Here is a 22,503-nt window from a genome sequence, read left to right as displayed (position 1 = left end):
TGGTTATATTGCTTCCAGTTGCTGATTTTGTACTTTGCCTTACCCATCATCGTCACCCATCTCAAAGTTCTAATGATCTGATCGTGGTTCTGATGATTAGTTCAATGATTTAGGAAACAACGCCCTTTTTGAGGACAATCTAGCGCGGAACTCATCGTGGAGAGGGTGGTAGCACCTAATGAAGACTCCGAATACATTAGCGCAAACCAACCTCGTTATCGGAAATATCATTTGCAATAACGAGGCGGACCATACATTTTTATGGCTGATTTGTGCCTTTGTAGAGTTAACTGCTAGGCTAATTTAGTCTATGGGTTTAAAAAAGGTGAGTGATTATCTGCTCCGGCGATGAGATAGACAGTGCCCTGATCCATGCGGTTGCCTAGTGAGGCCGTATTTCTGTGATAAAGGAGAGCAATATGTTAGGTGAGAGCCACGCGCTAAATCTTGAATTTCCGCAATACCAAGACCTAATCGAAGAACTTAAACAAAATCTAGATGGGTTTGCTGCGTTAACTAAGCGTTATAATACCCTCGATCATAAAATCCGCAGTTTAGAATTGTCCAATGTCCCCACCTCAGATGCCCACTTTGTCGAATTAAAGGCCGAACGGGTTCTACTCAAAGATGAACTCTTTGGTATTTTACAATCAAAGGCGCCTTAGCCCTGCTCGAGGGGAGTGATTCGTTAGATTAACAATGGGCCGCTTGGCCCATTGTTTTATGCGGGCGAACTTTGTAGGCTCGCTCGTTGGGGGATCATCAGTGAGTAAATCACAGGAACCCAAATTAACGAAATTAAGGTAGTAAGTAAGGTGCCGCCGGCAATCGCGATTGCAAAGGGAGGCCAAAAGCCTCCGCCAGCGATAATCAGTGGCAAAAAGCCACCGATGGTGGTGATGGTGGTTGAGGCAATATGGCGACCACAGCTACTCACTGCCACTATGGTGCTGTCACAATTGAGCTGGGCGCTATCTATCTCTTGCAGCTCTGCCAAGATGACGATGGCGGCATTAATGGCCAATCCCATTAGCCCCAGTAAACCGACGATAACGGTAAAGCCAAACGGGTAACCAAACACATACACACACAATAAACCGAGACCGGCTGATTGCACCGCGCTTAACAGGATAATCAAGGTCAAGCGGAATGAATTAAACGATAACACTAAAGTGGCCAGTAAGGCGGTGATAACCAGAATTATGCTGGAAAGTAGATTGCCGACCGCTTCATTACGTTTAGCGCTCTCACCCCCAATTTCGATGTGGTAGCCGCTAGGCAACACTAAGGCATCTAACTCATGCTTAATATCCGTTAGGACCTTCGCCGGTAAGGTGCCTGTGGTGATATAGGCTTCGACGGTATTAATTCTATGGCCATCTCGCCGTGGGATGGCGCCGCGGCTCACCTTAATATCCATGCTCGCCAAGGCGCTTAGCGGAATATTGGAGCCTTGCGCTGAGTTGAGATTGAGATCCATCAAGGCGCGTTCATCGGTACGGGTTTGTTGTTCGACCCGCACACGCACTGGTAATGACTCGCTGGTTTCCAGCACGCTGCCGCCAAGGACACCCGTGGTGGCCATTTGGATTTGGCCCGCAATGGTTGAAAGATCTAAGCCACTGAGTAAACTCGCATCTTCATTGATATCTAACCACAACTTTGGCGCACCGGCGCTCAAGGTCGTGCGGCTATGCAGTACATTAGGGTGCTGGGCTAAGAGATAACGAACGTCATCCCCAATGGCGGTTAAGGTATCGAGATTCGGGCCAAAGATCCGCATTTCTATCGGCGCATTAAATGGTGGGCCTTGCTCTAATTTTCTAACCAATATCATGGCATTGGGATAATGTTGGTCGAGTTGTTGCTGCAACAGCGGAATGAGTCGATTGGCCTGCTGATAATCGGCCACCTTCACCATGGCTTGTGCATAGTTGGCCGCACCATTTTGACGCTGCGTGAGGTTGTAATAAAACGATGGCGTATTGCCGCCCACCAACCAGTCAAGCCGTAAAATGTCAGGGTTTGCGCGTAATTCGCTATCGATGGCTTGAATATCTAGACTGCTGGCCGCCACACTATGGTGGGCCGGAAAATACACTTCAATATGGAACATATCGCGATCTGACGGCGGGAAAAATTGTTCCGTCATTTGGCCAGCGGCCCAAAACCCTGATAAAGGCAACATGCCAATGACCACGCCCGCTAACAAAGGGCGTTTAAGGGCGACATTCAGACTGTGGCGAAATGCACGGCTTAACCAAGGCAAATCAATGCCGCGCTGGTACCAATGGCTTTGCTGTCCATGACTGCCAAACCGTCCGGCTAGCCCGGCAATTAAGGTGTGTGAGATCAAGTAGGAACCCAGCAAGGCAAAGATCACCGAAATGGCAATGCCACCAACAAACTCGCCAGCCGCTCCAGGCATCAGCACTATGGGGGCAAAGGCCAGCATGGTGGTAATGGTCGAGCCCGCCAAGGGCACCCATAAATGGCTTAAGGTATTGCGCACCGCTTCAATGGCGCTTTGACCTTCGCGGCGTCGCTGCGCGATAGCATCGACAATGACAATCGCATTGTCCACCATGATCCCGAGCGCCACCACCAATCCTGTGACAGACATTTGATGTATGGGTAAATTGACAATTTGCATGCACAGCAAGGTGAATAACGCGGTTAAAGGTAATGCTAGCGCCACGATCAACGCATTGCGAATGCCAAGGGTTAACAATAAGACCAATAGGATTAATACAAAACCTTGGATCAGGTTGACCACCAAATCCCCTAAACGTACCGTGGTGTATGATTCTTGTTCAAATAACCAGTCGATTTTGATATTACTTGGCAGTTGTTGCTCATACTCGCTCACTGTGCTTCTGACCGAGGATAACCAGTGATCAACCCGAGTATTATTGAGCATGCGCACCCCAAGCATGATGCCTTGTTCGCCATCGAGAAGGGCCAGATTATCTAACGGGGTTTTGACGGTGCGGCTGACCTTGGCGACATCGGCCAAGCGCACGACTTGCCCCGTGTCTGTGGTCTTTAAGGGCACTTGTTGGATGCGGGTGACTGAGTCGAGTTCGCCCGAGACTTCGATTAAGGCACGAAAATAATTATTGTTGATTTCGCCGGCAGCAACCTTGGGATCTGCTTGTTGCAAAATGGCGGCAACATGGCCCGAGGTGAGACCAATACGATTGAGCACATCGGCATTGAGCTCAACTAAAATTTCTTCACTCGGGGCGCCATATAAGCTCACAAAATCCGTGCCGCTTAGCAGGCGCAATCTATGTTGTAATTCTTTGCCATAGCGACTGAGAATCGCCACATTGTCGGTGTTAGTGGTCGAGTCTTGCCAACTAAAGCCTAAAATGGCGGTATTGGCATAGCCAAATTGATCATCCAAGGTGGCATGACCCGCCGCCGCAGGCAAAGCGTCGCTGGTGTCGGCGAGCAAATCACGGGCTCTTGACCACACAGGGTCGGTATTGATCACCGAATCTTTAAGCTCTAGCTGAATGACTGATATGCCCGGTCTTGATGTCGACTGCACCAGTTTGATTTCTTCCAGTCGGCGCAATTGATTTTCAATGACTTCGGTGACCAGTACCTCGACGCGTTCGGCAGAGGCGCCGGGATAGTGAGTGATAACCGAGGCAAAGCGGTTGGTGATATGAGGATCTTCCATCCGCGGTAATGTGCTTAATGCCCCTAATCCTGCCACTAATAACAGGGCGATTAATAAGCTGGCTAAGCGGCCATTTTCGACCAAGGATTTGACCATGGATCACCCCTTCATTGGCGTTGGGATGACCGCTTGGCCATTAACTAATTTATGTAGCCCTTGAGTCACAATGATGTCACCGGCATGCACGGCGCCGCTGATATAGGCTTTATCGGCTTGGCTGAATAATATCTGCACATCGCGGCGCTCAATGACTGATTGCCCTTGATTATCGACAATGGTTAAGACATTCCAGCGGCCTCGAATACCATCGGTGAGCGCGGCAATGGGGACCCAAAACCCAGGGGTAGCTGTCCAAGAGGGGTAACTTAAGTAGGCCAATTCCCCATTGTAGACCTTGGCGTTATGGGGTAAGGCAAATCTCAGTTCGACAGTGCGACTGACGGGATTAACTTGGGCACTGATCCCGGCTAATTCGGCGGCAAATACTTGCTCGCCCACCGTGAGTGTTAAGTTTTCACCGACCGTGAGCTTGGCGGCGACATCAATGGGCACGCCAATATAGGCCATTGGTTGGTCATGGCCGATTAAGGTAAATAACGGTGTGCCTTGGCTGACCACTTGGCCAAGGTTAGCTGACTTGTCGCTGACCACCGCATCAAAAGGCGCGAGGAGAGTGGATTTATTCAGTTGCAATTGGATCCGCTGTAAACTGGCGGTTTGTTGGCGTTTACTGGCTAAGAGTTTATTGGCTCGGCTTTGTAATTCATCGAATTGTTGTTCGGCAATAAATTGGGAGTTTTTCAATTCATTTGAACGGGAAACCGTGCGTTTGGCTAAATCAATGTCCACTTGATTTTGGGCGAGGGCGGCTTGCAACTCCCGTTCCATGGCTTCAAGCAAACTGGTATCTAAGCGTGCCAACACTTGCCCTTGTTTGACCTTGTCACCGCTGTCGACCGTTAACTGCTCAATTCGTCCGGCCAACTCAAAGCCGATGAGGGTGGTATTGGCAGCCCGGACAGAGCCGGTAAAACGTTGCTGTTGCTGAAAGCCTGGCGATAAGACGAGAGGTTGGCTGCTGACCGAGGTGGCAGCTTTGCTAATAGCCTCTGGCGCGGGTGGCTGGCAGCCGAGTAATAACAGGCTTACACTGATAATATATAACGCGCCAATCGTTGTTTTTATACTCATTGCTTGTCCTACCGCTCGGGTTGATGAGGTCAATCAATCTAACCGCACGAGTTGTTGCAAATTGGTTAACTAGACTTTGGAGTCTAGATTGACAAGACTGGACTGTCTAGTCTATTTTGTTAAAAAATTGTACGGCTTGAGTCTTGTTCGACATAGGGGATTGAATGATTGCAACCAGTCCGACGCGTAGTGATATGAAACGTCAACAAATCTTAGATGCGGCGATGACCCTGTTTTGCGTCCAAGGGTTTACTCAGACCAGCATGATTGAGGTGGCGAAACACGCTGATGTGTCTAAGCAAACGGTGTATGCCCATTTTGGCAGTAAAGATGAGTTATTTGTGGCAGCCATTGCGGCCAAATGCGCCATGCATCAGATCTCTGATTCGCTGCTTAGTGATGTCCATCAGGTTGAGAAGTGTATTCAAGGCTTTAGCCAAGCCTTTGCTGGGATGATCATCACTCCTGAAGCCATCGCGGTATTTAAAGCTTGCGTGGCGCAATCGGACAGTCACCCTGAAGTCTCAGCATTGTTTTATGACGCCGGCCCTAAACATGTGGTTGGCTTATTAAGCCAATATTTACAGCAGGTTAAGGCGTTAGGTTATTATGACTTTGGCGATTGCCATCATGCGGCAGTGCGTTTATGCCTGATGTTATTTGGCGAGCAAAAAATGCAAATGGAATTAGGGCTAGCCATTAGTGATACCGCCGAGCAACGGCAATGTTATGTCAGTCAAACCGCGCAGATGTTTTTACGGGCCTACCGCGTTAATTAGCCGGTAATAAAATGATCGAGATTGGCGCTTAACACGTATAAGCGCAAAACTAATTAGGGATAATTACCAATGAAATTGTGTCCACCTTGGCTTGGACTGGCGACTGTGCCGTTGATTTCCACCAGCTTGGCCATGCCGGCCATCGCCGCGGGCGCTCCAGAATATAGCCCTTTTAAGCTAACGGTCAGTAGTGTGACGACCCAAAAGGCTAGCGTTGGTGAAGACAGCTTGAAGCGGGGCACCTATCAGTTTGCTTTTAACGCCGGGATGCCACTATCTAAACAGTGGTCGATTGGTGCCAGTGTTGGCTATGACAGCCTTGATTACCGCTGGCAGACGCCGGACAGTGATCCACGGGTGTTGGCCAATAGCGTCGAAAGCTTTAGCAGTATTAACCGCTATAAACTGGGATTCTCTTTGATGTATCGCATGGATCAGCATTGGTTGTTTATGCTGGCACCAAAAATTCAGTACACGGCGGCCAATACGGCCAGCTTGTCTGATGCCAGAAGCTATGGGGTGGTGGCATCGGCCATGCACCGGTTCGATAGCGGCAATATGTTAGGGGTTGGCTTTGCCTATTTAAATGATATCGATGAGGTGCGCAGTATTCCCTATTTGGCCATTCGCTGGCAATTGGCCGACAATTGGACGCTGGCCAATCCGTTTGAGGCAGGGTTTAGCGGCCCGGCGGGATTGGAGTTAACCTATCAAGCCTCGCCTGAGTGGCAATTGGGATTGGGCAGCTCACGGCGTAGCCAGCGAATTTTACTGGCCGATGTCGATCAGCAAACCGTCGAGATTGAAGAATGGGTTTCTTTTTTGCGGGCGGGTTGGCAAATCAGTAAGCAAGTCAGAATTAACGGTTATCTCGGTTATTTTTTCAGTGGCGAGATGGAAGTGAATCAGCCTGCGGTTAACCTAGATATTGATAACCAAGGTGCGGGCGCGCTCTCGTTTGAGGTCAAGTTTTAAGCTTGAGATGAGCAAGGGCGGGCTGTCTCGTCCTAAACTCAGCTATATTAGCTGAGTTTAGGGCTAAAGATTACTCTCCTAACATGGCGTCTTTGAGGCTATCTTGGGCAGGCTCATCACCTAACCAAATCGCTAACAGCGCTTGGCCGAAGTCATCGCCGTGAATCGTGGCCAGTAATTGACCATTTTTATAACAGCTCACCCCTTCACCTTTAGTTACCATTAAGCTGAACTTATCACCAGGGACGATGGTGTCGCGAAATAGACTCATAAACTGCGTGATTCTGGTCGCCAGTGCCTCGGTATTGCCAGCGGTGGCTAAATCAAAGCCCTCGTTGATGGCATCTTTCATTTTGTCAGCGCTGATTAAGCTCGAAGTAATATCTAAGGTGATCATCACTTGCGGCTGCGAGCTAATGGCACTTAAGTCGTTGGCGGGGGCCATGACATAGAGGCTGCCGACATACAAATCCATAAAAAACTTACTGCGAACGCCAGCCCCATTGAGTGTTAGTTGCGTGTCGGCAACTTGCACTTGGGCTGGCAAATCAATGCCGGCAATTTCTTTGGCTTGGAGGTGTGGCGTGGCCAATAAACCCGCCACCAAGGTTAAGGATACGAGGGACTTCATAAACGCCTCTTGAGTTATTTGAGTCTTGTTGGAATAAGGCTAGCCGCGGCTGCCCATTTTATAATGACCGTTTTGTTCAAACATCACGGCTTGTTTTGATGACGGCGACACTAAGATTGGGCTGTCATCAAAAAAGAGGAAATTCTTCCAATGGCGGGCAAAAATGTCCCAACGGGTTTCGATGACTTGGTATTTTTCATAGCAAAAATACACCAGAGTATCATCAGGCCATTGAATAAAGTCGGCTAACATCTCGGGCAGTTGGGGTTCATCACTGTCCCAAGCTGACTGCCAAGCATCGGTTTTAGAAAATGCCTTGGGTTTCATTGGCCAATCGCCCTTGTGAAAATGCTCGGGGCTCACACTCTTGGCGCTAATGAATTGTTGCCATACCTGCATCGCACTTTTTTGGCTTAAAGGTTTTATCAGGGCTTTGTCCTGATCTGCGACGGGCATTTGATGGTGATTAAAAATCCATTTACGTGGGTATTCATCCAAAGGGATATAAGTATGAGTCAAACAAGGCTCCAAGTGTTGAGGTACGTTCGGTAATGTCTCACCGCAAAATCGATGCAAAAATACTGGGCGCTATTATACGCAGGCTTGGGGTGGAGTCCAAGCCTGCGCGGGTAGATATCAGCCGTTAGACAACTGAGACTGTGCTTGTTGCAATTGGGCTAAGCACTTTTGTATCAACGGATTGTCTGGATCTAAATTGGCAGCATGCAAAAACACATCGAGGGCACCTTGCACTTGGCCCAATTCAGCCAACATCTGCCCGAGCTTAATGTAGGTGATGACATCTTCTGGATACTTATCAAGGTAATCAAGATACGTATTGAGGGCTTGTTGATGTTTCCCTGCCAGCTTTTGGATGTGAGCCAATAAAGGTAAATAGAGGTGGCTCAAGCTCAGTAATTGGCTTAGGTATTCTTCGGCGGCCAATATTTGATGACTTTTTAAGGCCATCATCACCAATTGCTTGATTTCTATTTCTTCGCGGTATTGTGGCGCTAACTGCCTCAATACTTCAAAAGCTTGGGCGTAGTCTTGATTGATTTCGTGATAATAAGCCAAGCAGCGCGCTTGTAAGGTGAAGGCACGTTCATCCTTATCCTGATACCAGTCGAGTGCGCGATAGACTAAGTACAAGCCCTCGGCATTACCACTGGTGTATAAGTGATGGATTTTTTGCGGAGTTTGATTGAGCGATCTGACGATGAGTTTACCTTGATGATCGCGCTGCACTTGTTGCGCAAATTGGGCCTTGGTTGCGGCCTCAAGCATGGCAATGGCTTGTTGTTCTGCTGGGGTCAGCTGCTGTTGCCGGCTTGGCTGAGATGCCAGCCATAACACATAGCGCCGAGGTTGTTGCTGTTGTATCCATTGCTGGCTCAGCCAGACTAAATCAACCTTTGGATTATGTTCGGCTAAGCGGGTGAGTACCTTGTCATAGGACTGCTGACACAAGTGCAATAGCTCGTCACAGGTCGTCTTAATGGCGTGATAATAAATGCCTTGGCGCGCCACGATATCGGACTCTTGCCAGCTGTCTTGTTGGCTGGTGGTTAAAAATTGGCTGAAATGGCTGTAGCCATAAAACTTAATAAAGGCCATAAACAGCGAGTATTTATCATTGATAAGTTTCTCAATCTCATTGAGTTGCTGCTGGCTTGTTGGGGTAAATTGGTCGCCAATGGCAATGGCCCGTTTCGCGTGTTTGCTAATGGCTGCAAAATCCTGCTGCGCTTGAGTTAACTGTTGTTTTAGTGCCAGCAACGCATCTTTTGCTAATAAGTTGGGATGCTCTGTAATGATCTCGGCCAAGCGCGATTGCTTGTCATCGATGCCTGGCAAGACTATGTCTTCTTTCGGGACATAGCGAATGCCATCAATTTTGGCGGCGCTGGCGGCAAGATTGATCAATTGGGCGCCATTGAGATTCGCTGCCTGCTCAGCAAGCGATTGCATCGCCTCGAATAATTGCAAGGTGGTTTCTGCCAGTTTGCCTTCATAGGTGGTGACCCACTCTCCAATAAAGTCGAGCTTGGGACCTATGGTACCATGCACGCTTCCCGACGCATGACTGACGCCCATGGCGGAGTGGCATAAATCGACGCCAGTCAGCAAAATTTGCTGACAGCCCATTTCAACCGCTAAACGGATGGCGCTATTAGTCACGGTTGTGGCTACGGTCGGTACGTTGTCTTGCGGTTGCCAAGGTAATTGAGAGCCAGTATAAAAATGACTGTAAGGCCATTGCCCAACCAAAGATTCAACTCCGTGATCGGCATGGACAAGTATGCTGGTGGCCGGTAAGTCAAAAATCGGTTTACTGATTAAAAAGCTAATGGGCTGAGGATCGACCGTCAACACAAAGTCAATGTGTATACCAGCCGCTTGCACTTGCTTGGCAGCGCGCGACACCACCATCACCACTAATTGATGTTGATGCTCAGCAATCCAGTCAAGCGATTCATCTAAAGAGGGTCCACCGCCGATGACAATGGCGGTTTTGCCGACAAAGCGTTGCCGTAGCCGCGCGGCCGGGAAGCCATTATCCGCCATATTGAGAAATTGCTTTTCGATAAAGGACTTTTGTTTGTGGTTTTGAGCATGCCAAAAAAAGGCATGTTCAATCACTTGTTGGCAATGGGTTTTGAGATCTTGATAATCGCTGAAATAGGCGGTTGAGCAAGCCTGTGACTGCATCAGTTGAAACTGTTTTTTAGCCAGATAGACATCATATTCTATCTGGGCTAATTGCTCGGCTAATTGCTCGGGAGTAATAATGAGTAATTTATCGGCCACACTGGCGTCGATATCGATGGATAAGACATCTAATATTTGCGGATGTTCGACAAAAATATAGCGACTACCTTCGGCTAAGCCTTGTTCAAGGATATAATTGGCTAATAATCCTGAGTCAGTGCCCAAAATAACAAACAGCATATCTTTTTTAAGTAATGGCTGATATTGCTCAGTAAATATGCTTGCGGCACTTTGATGTTCAAACTGGTTACGATTTACCGCAGATAAATAGACTTCATCGAAAGCATTAATGCTGAAGTGCTGCAATACAGGGTTAGCCAATGACATGGTGTTCTCCACTGGAGGTGATTTATTTGAGTCAAAAAAATGACGTTATTTATTACGTAAACATGCTAGTCAAGTCGACTGGAACATCGCCAGCCTGGGCAATGACAGGCTGAGCTTTGGCACGAGTCACCAACAGAAGACGCCATGCGAGCGATTATAATGCAACATATGTGCCTGCTTGACCAAAGTGTGTTTTATCATTAGCTTAAGTATAGAAAATCGGCGTTTTTTTTGATTTATTTGTGGATGTCAACCATAAGTTGGATTGTACTTTAGTCATCTTGGTGACAGATTGGATTAAATTATGAACGTAATCTCAGCCATGACACACAATAGCGATTATTTTCTTCATCTTGGCACACTCTATGCTTTATTCTTACTATGGCCAATCAAACCTAGCTTGGTTGATTTCGATTCCAGAGGTTGAGAACTGCTTATGTTTAATAATAAATCAATTTTGATTACCGGTGGTACAGGCTCATTCGGGCAAATGTACACAAAAACACTTCTGGAAAACTATTCACCAAAACGATTAATTATCCTTTCTCGTGATGAACTCAAGCAATTTGAAATGCAACAAAGGTTCAATGCGCCTTGTATGCGTTATTTTATTGGCGATGTTCGCGACCGAGATAGATTAAATCAGGCCTTTAAAGGGGTTGATTATGTTATTCACGCCGCCGCATTAAAGCAGGTGCCCGCCGCGGAATACAATCCCATGGAATGCATTAAAACCAATATCAATGGTGCGGAGAATGTGATTCAAGCCGCGATCGCTAACGAAGTGGAAAAGGTGATTGCCTTATCCACTGACAAAGCGGCCAACCCGATTAATCTCTACGGCGCCACAAAATTAGCCTCAGATAAGTTATTCGTCGCTGCCAATAATATGGTGGGTAATGAACGGCCACGCTTTGCCGCTGTGCGCTATGGCAATGTGGTGGGCAGTCGTGGGAGTGTGGTGCCATTTTTTAAGCAGCATATTGCCAGCGGTGCCGATTTCTTGCCCATCACCCATGAAGACATGACCAGGTTTTGGATCACCTTGCAAGATGGGGTTGATTTTGTATTAAAGAATTTTGCGCGGATGCAGGGCGGAGAAATCTTTGTGCCTAAGATCCCATCGGTGCGGATAACCGACCTTGCCGCGGCCTATGGCCAAGCACTGGAGCAACGGATTGTTGGCATTCGCCCAGGGGAAAAAATGCATGAAATCATGTGTCCTGCCGATGATTCTCATCATACCGTCGAGTTTGATGATCACTATGTCATCACCCCGAGTATTAAGTTCTTCGGTAAAGAAATTGATTACACCATGAACCGGCTCGGTGAGCGCGGCCATCCCGTGGCCCAAGGCTTTGAATATCATTCGGGAAATAACCCTCATTTTCTTACTCAAGCCGAAATTTTGGCGCTGGATGACGGCCAATGATCCCCTATGGTCAGCAAGACATTAATCAGGCAGATCTTGATGCAGTGATGGCGGTGCTGACCTCTAGCCATCTTACTCAAGGGCCGCAGGTGCCGCAATTTGAGGCGGCCATTTGTGCGCTGACAGGAGCGAATTTTGCCGTGGCGGTTAATAGTGCCACTTCGGCGTTACATATTGCTTGCATCGCGTTAGGCGTCACGGCGGGGGATTGGGTGTGGACTTCTCCGATTACCTTTGTGGCCTCGGCCAATTGCGCCTTGTATTGTGGTGCCAACATTGATTTTGTCGATGTCGATAGGCATACGGGCAATATGTGCCCCGACGCATTAGCCCAAAAACTCGCGTGGGCTGCCAGTCACGGCACTTTACCGAAAGTGATTATTCCGGTGCATTTAGCCGGCCATAGCTGCGATATGCAGGCCATTGGCCAGTTAGCTAAACGCTATGGGGTTAAGGTGATTGAAGATGCCTCTCATGCGATTGGCGGCCGCTATCATTCCCGCATGATTGGCGCTTGCCAATACAGTGACATCTGTTTATTCAGTTTTCATCCGGTCAAGATTATCACCTCAGCCGAAGGCGGTATGGCTACCACCATGGATGCGGGGTTAGCGCAGGCGATGATGATGGCGCGCAGTCATGGTATCACCAAGGATGCGGAGCTGATGCAGCGCCCCGATGAAGGCGATTGGTATTATGAGCAGCACGGGCTGGGATTCAATTATCGCATGACCGACATGCAGGCAGCATTAGGGCGAAGTCAGTTAAGTCGGCTGCAAGAATTTGTCAGTCAACGTAATCAATTAGCGCAGCAGTACCACAGCTTACTCAGCGGTTTGCCATTGCAAACTGTGCGCCCTCTCCTAGGCAGTGTCAGTAGTTATCATCTGCAAATTGTGCGCTTGGATAATGCCGAGCGACGCCGTCAAGTCTTCGACGATATGCGTGCCTTAGGCATTCAAGTGCATGTGCATTATTTCCCAGTGTATTTGCAACCTTATTACCAAAAATTAGGCTTCAAAGCCGGTTTATGCCCGCAAGCAGAGCAATTTTATCAGCAGATCTTGACCTTGCCTTTATTCCCGCAATTGAGCGCGGAGCAACAAAATACTGTGGTTAACAGCCTCAAGCAGGTGTTGCAATGAGAGTCGCCATCATTCCGGCCCGAGGTGGCAGTAAGCGGATCCCCAACAAAAACATTAAAGACTTTTGTGGTAAGCCGATGTTGGCTCACGCCATTGACACGGCCCAGCGCAGCGGCTGTTTTGAGCGAGTGATCGTCTCGACCGACTGCCCGGAGATCGCAGCGATTGCGACCCACTATGGTGCTGATGTGCCATTTATGCGGCCGGCCTCGTTGGCCGATGATTATACCGGCACCACGGCCGTGGTGTGTCATGCCTTATCGTTTCTCGAGGCGCAAAATGTGACGGTGGATCTTTGCTGCTGTTTGTATGCTACCACCCCGTTATTACAAGCCGTCACATTACAGCAAGGCTTGGCGCAGTTAGCGGCCGATGCCAGTATAGATTTTGTCTTTAGTGCCTGCCATTTTAGCTTTCCTATCCAGCGGGCCTTGATCCAAACTGACTGCGGTGGAGTGGCCCCGTTTGATAGCGCAAGTATTGGCAAGCGCTCGCAAGATCTTACGCCAACCTATCATGATGCCGGCCAATTTTATTGGGGGCGACCAGCGGCCTTTTTGGATCCTGCGCGCTCAGTATTTGGCGCATCAGGACGCATGCTAGTGTTGCCCGCGCATAGAGTGCAAGATATCGATACGCTTGAGGATTGGTGCCGCGCCGAGCTGTTATATCAGCTATTACAACAAGACGAACCCCAGGGGGATGTCGAGTGAACATACTGATCCGCGCTGATGCCTCCGACACCTTAGGTTCTGGCCATGTGATGCGTTGTTTGACCTTAGCCGATGCTATCGCGGCGCATGCCGCGGTGTTGGCGGTCAGAGTCTCCATCAGTTTTATTTGTCGTAGCAGCCGCGGTCATTTACAACAGCTGATTCGTCAGCGTGGCTATCAGATCATTGCAATCGAGGAGTGTGTTGATCAGCGCCAAGATGCCGCAGCATGCCTTGCGGCCATTGACCAAGATTATGATTGTTTGATTGTGGATCATTATCAATTAGGCGCCGAATTTGAGGCGGCGCTGAGGTCACGTTGTCACACAGTGATGGTCATCGATGACTTGGCAAATCGCCCTCATCTAGCGGATATTTTGCTTGATCAAAATTTATTACCCGATGCGTCGCAGCGTTATCACAGCCTAGTGAGTGCTGAATGTGTGCTACTGCTTGGGCCTAAGTACACCTTATTGCGGGCTGAGTTCGATAGTGTCAATCGCCGCGCCAGCGCCGACTGTGAACGCTTATTGGTGTTCTTAGGTGGTAGCGATCCTGATAATCACACCGACAAGGTGTTAGCGGCCATCGCCCGTCTTGCCACGCCCATGCCAGTGGATGTGGTGCTTGGCCAACATAATCCATGGAACCAACAGCTGCTGGAGCGCTATGGGCACCATCCTTGGTTAACCGTGCATATTCAATGTGATTATATGGCCAAGTTAATGAGCGCTGCGCGCTTAAGCATCGGCGCCGGGGGCAGCAGTCATTGGGAACGCTGCGCGTGTGCCTTGCCCGCCATCGTGATGACCATCGCCGCCAATCAAGAGGCCACCACCGCCTATTTAGCTGAGCTTGGGGCCTGTATCAATATGGGCGATGCGGCGGCGGTATCGGCGGCGGCCTTAGTGGATGCCTTAGCGGCGCTGTGGGATGATCTGCCGCGGTTAGAGGCCATTAGCGCCCAAGCCAGTGAGTTAATCCCAGCTAAGGGCAGTGCGTTAGTGGCTTCGCAGCTAGTTGAATTTATTACTCAAGGGCGAGTCTTTGCCCCAGATATCGAGGTTGGAGAGCGTTATGTCTAAGCCGTCAGTAATGATGATAGGGGATCATCACATTGGAGCGGGTCATGCCCCATTTGTGATTGCCGAATTATCAGGAAATCATGGCCAATCTCTGGCCACGGCCAAAGAAATGATCAAAGTGGCGGCCGAGTGCGGTGCTCATGCCATCAAGTTACAAACCTATACTGCCGATACCATGACCTTAAATGTTCATCACGGTGAGTTTGTGATCAATGATGCCGATAACCTGTGGCAAGGTGAGTCTTTGCATGCGCTTTATCAAAAAGCCATGACACCATGGGAGTGGCATCAAGACTTGTTTGAGTATGCCGCCTCATTAGATTTAGTGGCCTTTAGTACGCCATTTGATATCAGTGCCGTCGAGTTTTTGGAAACCCTTGATGTGCCATGTTACAAGATAGCTTCGTTTGAAAATACCGATCATGGTCTGCTGCGCGCCGTCGCTCAGACTGGCAAACCTGTGATTATGTCGACAGGTATGGCGACCCAAGTGGAACTGGCCGAAGCGGTGGCAGTATTGCGCGAGGCGGGCTGCCAAGACTTGGTGTTGCTCAAGTGCACCAGTCATTACCCCGCCGATCCTATCGATGCCAATTTACTGACGATCCCGCATTTAGCGCAATTATTTCAATGCCAAGTCGGCTTATCGGATCATACCTTAGGTATCGGGGTGGCTATCGCAGCGACCGCCATTGGTGCCACTGTCCTTGAAAAGCATTTTGTGCTCAATCGCCATGACGGCGGTGTCGATGCTGATTTTTCCCTCGAACCGCAAGAGTTAAGCGCGCTAGTGACCGAAAGTCGCCGCGCGGCATTGGCCATGGGGCAGGTCAGTTATGGACCGGTGGGCCAAGAGCAAGACTCAGTTAAGTTTCGGCGGTCACTGTATATTGCCAAAGATATGAAAATTGGTGAGGTGTTTAGCGCCGCGAACATTCGCTCAGTGCGCCCAGGGCTCGGTTTAGCGCCTAAGCACCTTGATGCGTTTATTGGCCGCACCGTCAGCTGCGATGTCAGTGCGGGTACGGCATTAAGCTGGGATTTATTAGGGCGATGAGTCGCTATGTGATTGCCGCAGTGGGCGACTGGAATCGTGAGATATTCACTTCGTTTATCAACGAGATGCCAGGTGAATGGCGCTATGTTGATGCCCCGGAACAATTGAGTTATGCCTGGCTTAAAGATTGGCAACCCGATTATATTTTTTTCCCCCATTGGCGCTGGAAAGTGGCCAGTGACATAGTCGCGAAGTTTGAATGTGTGTGCTTTCATATGACCGACTTGCCCTATGGGCGGGGGGGCAGTCCGTTGCAGAATTTAATCTTAGCGGGGCAACAACACACTCAATTGACCGCCTTAAAGATGACCGATGAACTCGACGCTGGCCCTATTTATGCCAAAGTGCCGTTGGCGTTGGATGGCAGCGCCCATGCCATTTATCAAGCCTCATCAAGGCAGGTCATTACCCTTATCCAGCGGATTATCAGCCAGCAATTAACGGCGCAACCGCAGCAAGGCGAAGCCCATTATTTTCAGCGTCGAACCCCAGCGCAAAGTCAGTTGCCGAATGACTTGAATGCGGAGCAACTCTATGATTTCATTAGAATGCTTGATGCTCCTGGTTATCCACATGCCTATGTAGATATCGCGGGGTGGCGCTTAAGTTTGACCCAAGCAGAACGCGGCGATGACAGCATCGAAGCCCGAGTGGTGTTCACCAAGATAAAGGATGAGAGCGATGACGCATAAGGTATTAGTGGTAGCCGCGCATCCCGATGATGAAGTGCTGGGTTGTGCCGGCACCTTATTACGCCATCGACGCGATGGAGATCGGGTCGAATTACTCTTTATGACCAATGGTGTCGGCTCCCGTGATGTCGAACACAGTGAATCACAACTGCGCCAGCAAACGGCCTTAGCCGCGGCCCACAGCCTCGATTGCCCGCCACCGACCTTTTTAGATTTCGGTGATAATCAGATGGATGCAATGCCGCTGCTGACCGTGGTTAAGGCCATAGAAGCCAAGATTGCCAGTTATCAACCGGACATTATTTATACCCATTTTGGCGATGATTTGAATATTGATCATGCCGTGACCTATCGGGCGGTATTGACGGCTTGTCGCCCTCAGCCCGGTCATAGCGTGCAGGCGATTTATTGCTTTGAAGTGCCCAGTAGCACCGAGTGGGCCCTACAATCTCAGAGTGCATTTCGGCCGCAACGCTATGTGGATATTAGTGATTTTTCCGAGGCCATCGCCCGCGCGCAGGCGTGTTATCAACAAGAATTGCGCCCTTGGCCGCACAGTCGCTCAGTGGAGGCGATTAGCGCATTACGGCAATGGCGCGGGGCCTGCGTTGGCGTTCGTGCTGCCGAAGCCTTTATGGTCGAGCGGGAGATCGTATCATGAGCGCCGTTTGGCCGCCGCGCTTTGAGCGCTACGGGATTACGTTGCAGCCGATCACCGAGGCAGATCTTGAGATGGTGCGTTTGTGGCGCAATAGTCCTGAGATTAGCCAGCATATGCTCGATCAACGGCCAATCAGTCAAGCCCAGCAGCAAGCGTGGTTTGCCGGATTGTGTGGCGATGAACAGCGGGCCTATTGGGTCGCCTCATTTAAAGGTGAGCCGATTGGGGTCGCCTCCTTGGTTGCCATTGACCGCGAGCGTCGACAATGTGAACCGAGTATGTACATTTACCCCCAACACTACCGCAATAACATCGTGCCATTTTGTGTTGCTTTTGCGCTCAATGATATGGCTTTTTTTGAGCTAGGCATGGGCTTGTTAGTTGGCAAGGTGTTTCGCGAGAATGTCGCTTCGTTACGCTTTCATCTTAAGTGTGGCTATCAAGCGCAAGATGACCACCATGGTGAATTGATCCCGATGACATTAAGGGTGGTGGATTATCAAGCTGCGCGTGATCCATTGGCTCGATTTATCAGGTATTAGTTCAGTTAGGATAGACAACATGAATGGAATGTTAGCCGCAAAACAGGTGTTAATTACCGGTGCAACCCGTGGCATTGGCGCCGCCATTGCCACGACCTTTGCAGCGCAAGGTGCTCATCTGTATCTCAATGGTCGTCATTTACCCCAACTCGAAGCGTTAGCCCAAGAGCTGATAAACGACTATGGGGTTGAGGTCGAGTGTTTAGCCTTTGATGTCAGTGATGCCACTCAAGTCAAACAAGGCTTTCAGGCCTTATTTAAATTGACCAAACGTTTGGATGTGTTGGTCAATAATGCGGGGATTTTGGACGATGCGCTGCTGGCGATGGTTTCCAGCAGCCAAGTGCAACAAACCTTTGCCACCAATAGTTTTAGTGTGATTTATTGCAGTCAGTATGCCAGTCGATTAATGGCGCGCCATGGCGGTGGTAGCATCATCAATTTAGCCTCGATCATTGGCCGCGTAGGTAATGCCGGTCAAAGTGTCTATGGCGGCAGTAAAGCGGCCGTCATCGGCATCACTCAGTCGTTAGCCAAAGAGTTGGCGGCGCAGCAGATCCGCGTTAATGCCATTGCGCCCGGGTTTATTGATACGCCAATGACCGCTAACTTACCGGCCGATAAATACCAGCAACGACTCGATAGCATCGCGATGGGCCGTATTGGTTCGGCGCAAGATGTGGCCAATGTCGCTTTATTTTTAGCATCAGATTTATCCCAATACGTGACCGGCCAAACCTTAGGGGTTGATGGCGGCATGTTGATTTAATAGAGGAATTTTTAATGGATAACCCAACTTTAATCCAAGCATTTGCCACGGCATTAGCCCTTGATGCTAGCCAAATCACCGATGAGTTAACCTATAACAGCATCCCGCAGTGGGACTCGACAGCCCATATGATGTTGATCGCCGAAATTGAAGCTCAGTTCGATATTATGTTAGACACAGACGATATTATCGATATGAGTTCGGTGGCCAAAGCCAAGCAAATTTTAGCCAAGTATATCGATTAAGGTCGGCGGCGAATGAGCTTGTTAAACCGTATTTCGCAGCACATTAGTGATGGCCGAGGTCAGTCGATTGCTTGCTATTGTCAGGGTGAAGCTTTGACTTACCAAGCCTTAGCGGATGCGGTGGTTGAGCGTCAGGGGCAATTACAGCCGCAAGCGGCAGCGCGGCAGCTGTGTGCGCTTGCCTTGCAGGCGAATGTGGCCAACCTGATCACCTATTTAGCCTGCTTGGCGGCCAACATTCCGCTACTCTTGCTCGATAGCGAGCAAGCCCCAGCGCTGACGCAGAAATTGCTTCGCCAATATCAGGTGGCCTGGTGGTTAGATCGGGTTGAGCCTGGCGCCAATGCCGATAACGCATTGGTGCTTAAAGACGTGGCGCTGCCAATAGCGAGCGCGCTTGCTGCCCCCATTCGTGCCGATCTGGCATTGCTGATGAGCACTTCAGGCTCGACCGGTTCACCTAAGTGTGTGATGTTGTCTCAAGCCAACCTAGTCAGTAATGCCGAGTCTATTTGTCAGTATTTACCGATCACCGCCGCCCATTGCGCTATTACCAGTTTGCCGCTGCATTACAGTTATGGCTTATCGGTACTGAACTCCCATCTATGGTGTGGCGGCGCCATTGTACTGACACAAGAGCCATTAATGAGCCGTGAATTTTGGCGGTTGATGCAAGTGCATCAGGTCAATTCTTTAGCCGGCGTGCCTTTTAGTTATCAGATGCTCAAGACCTTGCGGATTGAGCGCATGTCACTGCCTAGTTTGCAGTACTTAACTCAAGCGGGTGGCAAGTTACCTGCGGCCTTGGTGGCGCATTTTACTCAGGTGGCTGCCACTGCCGGTTGGGAGTTGTACTTGATGTATGGCCAAACCGAAGCCACGGCGCGAATGGCGTATTTACCACCGGCGTTATTAGCTTGCCATGCTGATTGCATCGGTCAGGCTATTCCGGGCGGGCGTTTATGGCTTGAAGATGAGCAGGGACAAGAGATCACTGCCGCCAATGTGATGGGGGAGCTGCATTATCAAGGCGCCAATGTGATGTTAGGCTATGCCTTAGATGGCAATGATTTACTCGGTGATCAATATTGCTCGCAATTAGCGACTGGAGATCTGGCGCTCATGACGGCAGACGGCCTGTTTAAAATCGTGGGCCGCAAGAGTCGCTTCCTTAAGATCCGTGGCAAGCGTTTTGGGCTGGATCACATCGACAGTCAATTGCAGCAGATCAGCGCCGGCGCCATTGCCGTGACCGGACAAGACGAATTACTGATCATTGCCCATGAACACGCCAGTGATGCCGAGCTGATTACGGATTATTGCCACCAACTTGGCTTGCATCCGAGCTTGTTCGCTTGTCGTCATCTGCCGTCGCTACCTCGGCTTAGTAACGGTAAACTGGATTATCCAAGGATCAGGGCTGAGGGATTGGCATGAGTCTATTCAACGAGTTACCTTACGGGCTCAGTGCCTCAGTAAAGACTGAGGCTTTGTTGCAAGAGCTCAACGAATTAACCGCGCACCACCGAGCGCATTGCCCTGATTTTGCGCGGTTACTGCAATTACAGTGGCCACAATTAACCGTGGCCAAGAGTGTCGCCGAGTTGCCGTGGCTGAATGTGCGTTTGTTTAAACAATTCCAGTTGCAATCCGTGCCCCCTGAGCAGGTGTTTAAAACCTTGTATTCCAGTGGCACGACCGGCACGCCTTCTCGAATCGTGCTCGATGCCGAAACGGCGGCAATTCAGTCGCGGATTTTAGTCAAAGTGATGCAGCCTTGGTTAGGCAAACAACGCTTACCTATGCTGATCATCGACTGTCCTGCGACCGTCAAAGATAGGACCCATTTCAGTGCCCGCGGCGCAGGCATTCAGGGATTATCTTTTATGGGACGCCAGCATTGCTATGCCTTGAATGATGATATGAGCCTCAACTGGACGGCGATCACCGAGTTTTGTCAGCAGCATGGCTCTGGGCCGGTGTTGGTGTTTGGTTTTACCTTTATGGTGTGGCAACACTGGCTCAATGCCATGGCTGAGCGTGGCTTGACGCTGGATTTACCTCAAGGAATTTTATTGCACAGTGGTGGCTGGAAAAAACTCGAGCAAATCGCCGTGGATAATGCCAGCTTTAAAGCGCGGGTGACTGAGCTCACCGGCATGGCTCGCATTCATAATTTTTATGGCATGGTTGAACAGGTGGGGGCCATTTTTGTGGAATGCGAATATGGCTATTTGCACTGTCCAAGTTACGCCGATGTCTTAGTGAGAACGCCAGGTAGCTGGCAAGTGGCTGCTATGGGAGAAGGAGGGGTGTTGCAGTTACTGTCGAGCTTACCTAAAAGCTACCCCGGCCACAGCTTGCTCAGCGAGGATAGAGGCATTATTTATGGTGAGGATGATTGTGCTTGCGGTCGCCATGGCAAGTATTTTCATGTGCTTGGGCGCTTGGCTAAGGCCGAAGCGCGCGGTTGCAGCGATACCTTTAAGGCGGCAAGCCCGTCGGCCACTGCAACGAGCGGGGCGGAAAGCATGCCCCAAGAGTCACCATCGACTGGAGGTCGCGCATGAGTTGGCAGTGGATTAATCCGAGCGCAACATCTGGGGAAGCGGTCAGCGCATTTGCCAGTCAAGATATTGAATATTGTCATCAGTTAAGTCGCCGCTTACTAAGTTCAAAAGACATTAAGCAATTTCCCGATCTAGTGGCGTTAGGCTATTGGCTGAGACGCAGTAATATTGAACACTTGCTCGCGCCATACCAACAGGGTCCGTATCAGTGTCGGCCATTGGGGCGGGTATTTCACTCAACCCCAGCCAATGTCGACAGCATATTTGTTTACTCCAGCATATTAAGTTTGCTGTGTGGCAACCTTAATGTCATTCGTTTATCCAGTCGCAGTGGCGGCAGCAGTGAGCTGTTAGTGCAAGCCATGTTGGCACTTGCCGAGGAATTTGCGCCGCAAAATGCGCGAATGCAACTGGTTCGCTGTGATTATGATGCCCCTGAGCTATTGTCAGTGCTTAAGACAGCGGATGCGCGAGTGTTATGGGGCAGCGATGCCAGTATTGTTGCCCAGCGGCAACAGCCATTTACACCCCATGGCCGCGAGCTCAGTTTTGGTCATAAATTTTCGATATGTGCCCTTGATGCCAAGGCGGTAGCGGCGAGTCAGCCGCAGACTTTGTCCAAATTAGTTTATGATTTTATTAAAGATAATTACACCTTCGCCCAGCAAGCATGCAGCTCGGCCAAAGCCATCGCTTGGTGTGGCAGCTCGGCTGATATTACGGCAGCACACGCCAAGTTTTGGCCAGAGCTGTCGAGCCAAGTCGGGCAAAGTCCGACGCGCTCAGCCAGCGATCTCTATCAGGCCGAAGCCACGAGCCAAGCGCTGATCTTAGCCGATAACCACATCCATTCTTACCAGTCACAGGCCCATTTTATTCGTCTTGGCGCGACAGGATTAACTGAGCAACAGCTGCATCAACATGGCGGCAATGGCGTGTTTATTGAGTTAAGTCTAAATGATCTCAGTGAATTAACTCCTATGCTCACGCAGCAGCATCAAACCCTGAGTCATTGGGGCTTTGAGCCCCATCGTTTTCAGTGTTGGGCGGATGCCCAACTCCAGCTCGATAGAATAGTGGCGGTTGGTCAGAGCTTGCAATTTGATCCCCTCTGGGACGGTCAGGATTTAATCTATAGTTTTAGTCGCTTACGCCGGCGCTAATCAATATTTTGGCGGTCATTTTACCGAAATTGGTCTGATTTTTGCTTTATTTAGATAAACCGC

At 49.7% G+C, this 22,503-nt stretch carries 21 protein-coding genes; 16 read left to right on the top strand and 5 right to left on the bottom strand.

Annotated features, from left to right (window positions below; genetic code table 11):
- Positions 1–419: 419 nt before the first annotated feature.
- The gene (locus KU855_RS12165) at positions 420–665 is read left to right on the top strand and encodes a YdcH family protein (RefSeq protein WP_218530554.1); all 246 of its coding nucleotides are present in this window, start codon (positions 420–422) and stop codon (positions 663–665) included.
- A gap of 56 nt (positions 666–721) precedes the next feature.
- Here KU855_RS12165 and KU855_RS12160 read toward each other — a convergent pair whose 3' ends face one another.
- On the bottom strand, positions 722–3,787 hold the full coding sequence (locus KU855_RS12160; RefSeq protein ID WP_218530553.1) for an efflux RND transporter permease subunit: 3,066 nt from the start codon (positions 3,785–3,787) through the stop codon (positions 722–724).
- A 3-nt stretch (positions 3,788–3,790) separates the two neighbouring features.
- Entirely contained in the window at positions 3,791–4,882 is a 1,092-nt protein-coding gene (locus KU855_RS12155; RefSeq protein ID WP_218530552.1) for an efflux RND transporter periplasmic adaptor subunit, read from the bottom strand.
- Positions 4,883–5,046: 164 nt separating this feature from the next.
- Here KU855_RS12155 and KU855_RS12150 point away from each other — a divergent pair, with 164 nt between their 5' ends.
- Both KU855_RS12150 and KU855_RS12145 read left to right on the top strand, forming a co-directional pair.
- Positions 5,047–5,661 (top strand): TetR/AcrR family transcriptional regulator, encoded by a 615-nt coding sequence (locus KU855_RS12150; protein ID WP_218530551.1) that lies wholly within the window; start codon positions 5,047–5,049, stop codon positions 5,659–5,661.
- 69 nt (positions 5,662–5,730) lie between these two features.
- Positions 5,731–6,636 carry a DUF6268 family outer membrane beta-barrel protein gene (locus tag KU855_RS12145; RefSeq protein WP_218530550.1) on the top strand — a complete coding sequence of 302 codons (906 nt, stop codon included), beginning with the start codon at positions 5,731–5,733 and terminating at the stop codon, positions 6,634–6,636.
- 70 nt (positions 6,637–6,706) lie between these two features.
- Here KU855_RS12145 and KU855_RS12140 read toward each other — a convergent pair whose 3' ends face one another.
- From KU855_RS12140 to KU855_RS12130, 3 genes are all read right to left on the bottom strand, one after another.
- On the bottom strand, positions 6,707–7,267 hold the full coding sequence (locus tag KU855_RS12140) for a chalcone isomerase family protein (protein ID WP_218530549.1): 561 nt from the start codon (positions 7,265–7,267) through the stop codon (positions 6,707–6,709).
- A 39-nt stretch (positions 7,268–7,306) separates the two neighbouring features.
- Positions 7,307–7,786 (bottom strand): DUF2947 domain-containing protein, encoded by a 480-nt coding sequence (locus KU855_RS12135; protein WP_218530548.1) that lies wholly within the window; start codon positions 7,784–7,786, stop codon positions 7,307–7,309.
- 117 nt (positions 7,787–7,903) lie between these two features.
- Positions 7,904–10,366, bottom strand: a complete 2,463-nt coding sequence (locus KU855_RS12130; RefSeq protein WP_218530547.1) for a 6-hydroxymethylpterin diphosphokinase MptE-like protein — start codon at positions 10,364–10,366, stop codon at positions 7,904–7,906.
- A gap of 436 nt (positions 10,367–10,802) precedes the next feature.
- Here KU855_RS12130 and pseB point away from each other — a divergent pair, with 436 nt between their 5' ends.
- The 13 genes from pseB to KU855_RS12065 are packed head-to-tail and all read left to right on the top strand — an operon-like array spanning position 10,803 to position 22,440.
- Positions 10,803–11,798 (top strand): UDP-N-acetylglucosamine 4,6-dehydratase (inverting), encoded by a 996-nt coding sequence (pseB, locus tag KU855_RS12125; RefSeq protein WP_218530546.1) that lies wholly within the window; start codon positions 10,803–10,805, stop codon positions 11,796–11,798.
- Entirely contained in the window at positions 11,795–12,943 is a 1,149-nt protein-coding gene (gene pseC / locus KU855_RS12120) for a UDP-4-amino-4,6-dideoxy-N-acetyl-beta-L-altrosamine transaminase (RefSeq protein ID WP_218530545.1), read from the top strand. The genes pseB and pseC overlap by 4 nt, the downstream gene beginning before the upstream one ends.
- Positions 12,940–13,656 carry a pseudaminic acid cytidylyltransferase gene (gene pseF, locus KU855_RS12115; RefSeq protein WP_218530544.1) on the top strand — a complete coding sequence of 239 codons (717 nt, stop codon included), beginning with the start codon at positions 12,940–12,942 and terminating at the stop codon, positions 13,654–13,656. Before pseC ends, pseF begins: the two co-directional genes overlap by 4 nt.
- Positions 13,653–14,741, top strand: coding sequence for a UDP-2,4-diacetamido-2,4,6-trideoxy-beta-L-altropyranose hydrolase (pseG, locus tag KU855_RS12110; protein ID WP_218530543.1), 1,089 nt, complete (start codon positions 13,653–13,655; stop codon positions 14,739–14,741). The genes pseF and pseG overlap by 4 nt, the downstream gene beginning before the upstream one ends.
- Positions 14,734–15,798 (top strand): pseudaminic acid synthase, encoded by a 1,065-nt coding sequence (gene pseI / locus KU855_RS12105; protein ID WP_256261005.1) that lies wholly within the window; start codon positions 14,734–14,736, stop codon positions 15,796–15,798. The genes pseG and pseI overlap by 8 nt, the downstream gene beginning before the upstream one ends.
- Positions 15,795–16,490, top strand: coding sequence for a methionyl-tRNA formyltransferase (locus KU855_RS12100; protein ID WP_218530542.1), 696 nt, complete (start codon positions 15,795–15,797; stop codon positions 16,488–16,490). Before pseI ends, KU855_RS12100 begins: the two co-directional genes overlap by 4 nt.
- On the top strand, positions 16,480–17,151 hold the full coding sequence (locus KU855_RS12095) for a PIG-L deacetylase family protein (protein WP_218530541.1): 672 nt from the start codon (positions 16,480–16,482) through the stop codon (positions 17,149–17,151). The genes KU855_RS12100 and KU855_RS12095 overlap by 11 nt, the downstream gene beginning before the upstream one ends.
- Positions 17,148–17,693 (top strand): GNAT family N-acetyltransferase, encoded by a 546-nt coding sequence (locus KU855_RS12090; protein WP_218530540.1) that lies wholly within the window; start codon positions 17,148–17,150, stop codon positions 17,691–17,693. Before KU855_RS12095 ends, KU855_RS12090 begins: the two co-directional genes overlap by 4 nt.
- A gap of 19 nt (positions 17,694–17,712) precedes the next feature.
- A complete protein-coding gene (locus KU855_RS12085) occupies positions 17,713–18,462 on the top strand; it encodes an SDR family NAD(P)-dependent oxidoreductase (RefSeq protein ID WP_256261004.1) in 750 nt (249 codons plus the stop codon).
- A 14-nt stretch (positions 18,463–18,476) separates the two neighbouring features.
- Positions 18,477–18,707 carry an acyl carrier protein gene (locus KU855_RS12080; protein ID WP_218530539.1) on the top strand — a complete coding sequence of 77 codons (231 nt, stop codon included), beginning with the start codon at positions 18,477–18,479 and terminating at the stop codon, positions 18,705–18,707.
- 12 nt (positions 18,708–18,719) lie between these two features.
- Entirely contained in the window at positions 18,720–20,144 is a 1,425-nt protein-coding gene (locus KU855_RS12075; protein ID WP_218530538.1) for an AMP-binding protein, read from the top strand.
- On the top strand, positions 20,141–21,277 hold the full coding sequence (locus KU855_RS12070) for an acyl-protein synthetase (protein WP_218530537.1): 1,137 nt from the start codon (positions 20,141–20,143) through the stop codon (positions 21,275–21,277). The genes KU855_RS12075 and KU855_RS12070 overlap by 4 nt, the downstream gene beginning before the upstream one ends.
- Complete coding sequence (locus KU855_RS12065) at positions 21,274–22,440, top strand: acyl-CoA reductase (RefSeq protein ID WP_218530536.1); 1,167 nt, start codon at positions 21,274–21,276, stop codon at positions 22,438–22,440. Before KU855_RS12070 ends, KU855_RS12065 begins: the two co-directional genes overlap by 4 nt.
- Positions 22,441–22,503: the final 63 nt, after the last annotated feature.

The organism is Shewanella sp. NIFS-20-20, assembly GCF_019209865.1.
Classification (GTDB): Bacteria; Pseudomonadota; Gammaproteobacteria; order Enterobacterales; family Shewanellaceae; genus Shewanella.
Note: the sequence above shows the minus strand (reverse complement) of the source record. Positions and strands in the feature narration are given on the sequence as shown.

Bases quoted from the DNA above. Each gene is read 5' to 3' on its own strand.
- pseC (WP_218530545.1), top strand. From the start codon at position 11,795: ATGATCCCCTATGGTCAGCAAGACATTAATCAGGCAGATCTTGATGCA.
- KU855_RS12150 (WP_218530551.1), top strand. From the start codon at position 5,047: ATGATTGCAACCAGTCCGACGCGTAGTGATATGAAACGTCAACAAATC.
- KU855_RS12130 (WP_218530547.1), bottom strand. From the start codon at position 10,366: ATGTCATTGGCTAACCCTGTATTGCAGCACTTCAGCATTAATGCTTTC.
- KU855_RS12160 (WP_218530553.1), bottom strand. From the start codon at position 3,787: ATGGTCAAATCCTTGGTCGAAAATGGCCGCTTAGCCAGCTTATTAATC.
- KU855_RS12100 (WP_218530542.1), top strand. From the start codon at position 15,795: ATGAGTCGCTATGTGATTGCCGCAGTGGGCGACTGGAATCGTGAGATA.
- KU855_RS12075 (WP_218530538.1), top strand. From the start codon at position 18,720: ATGAGCTTGTTAAACCGTATTTCGCAGCACATTAGTGATGGCCGAGGT.
- pseF (WP_218530544.1), top strand. From the start codon at position 12,940: ATGAGAGTCGCCATCATTCCGGCCCGAGGTGGCAGTAAGCGGATCCCC.
- KU855_RS12165 (WP_218530554.1), top strand. From the start codon at position 420: ATGTTAGGTGAGAGCCACGCGCTAAATCTTGAATTTCCGCAATACCAA.
- KU855_RS12095 (WP_218530541.1), top strand. From the start codon at position 16,480: ATGACGCATAAGGTATTAGTGGTAGCCGCGCATCCCGATGATGAAGTG.
- KU855_RS12085 (WP_256261004.1), top strand. From the start codon at position 17,713: ATGAATGGAATGTTAGCCGCAAAACAGGTGTTAATTACCGGTGCAACC.
- KU855_RS12080 (WP_218530539.1), top strand. From the start codon at position 18,477: ATGGATAACCCAACTTTAATCCAAGCATTTGCCACGGCATTAGCCCTT.
- KU855_RS12090 (WP_218530540.1), top strand. From the start codon at position 17,148: ATGAGCGCCGTTTGGCCGCCGCGCTTTGAGCGCTACGGGATTACGTTG.
- pseI (WP_256261005.1), top strand. From the start codon at position 14,734: ATGTCTAAGCCGTCAGTAATGATGATAGGGGATCATCACATTGGAGCG.
- KU855_RS12155 (WP_218530552.1), bottom strand. From the start codon at position 4,882: ATGAGTATAAAAACAACGATTGGCGCGTTATATATTATCAGTGTAAGC.
- KU855_RS12070 (WP_218530537.1), top strand. From the start codon at position 20,141: ATGAGTCTATTCAACGAGTTACCTTACGGGCTCAGTGCCTCAGTAAAG.
- pseB (WP_218530546.1), top strand. From the start codon at position 10,803: ATGTTTAATAATAAATCAATTTTGATTACCGGTGGTACAGGCTCATTC.
- KU855_RS12065 (WP_218530536.1), top strand. From the start codon at position 21,274: ATGAGTTGGCAGTGGATTAATCCGAGCGCAACATCTGGGGAAGCGGTC.
- KU855_RS12145 (WP_218530550.1), top strand. From the start codon at position 5,731: ATGAAATTGTGTCCACCTTGGCTTGGACTGGCGACTGTGCCGTTGATT.
- KU855_RS12140 (WP_218530549.1), bottom strand. From the start codon at position 7,267: ATGAAGTCCCTCGTATCCTTAACCTTGGTGGCGGGTTTATTGGCCACG.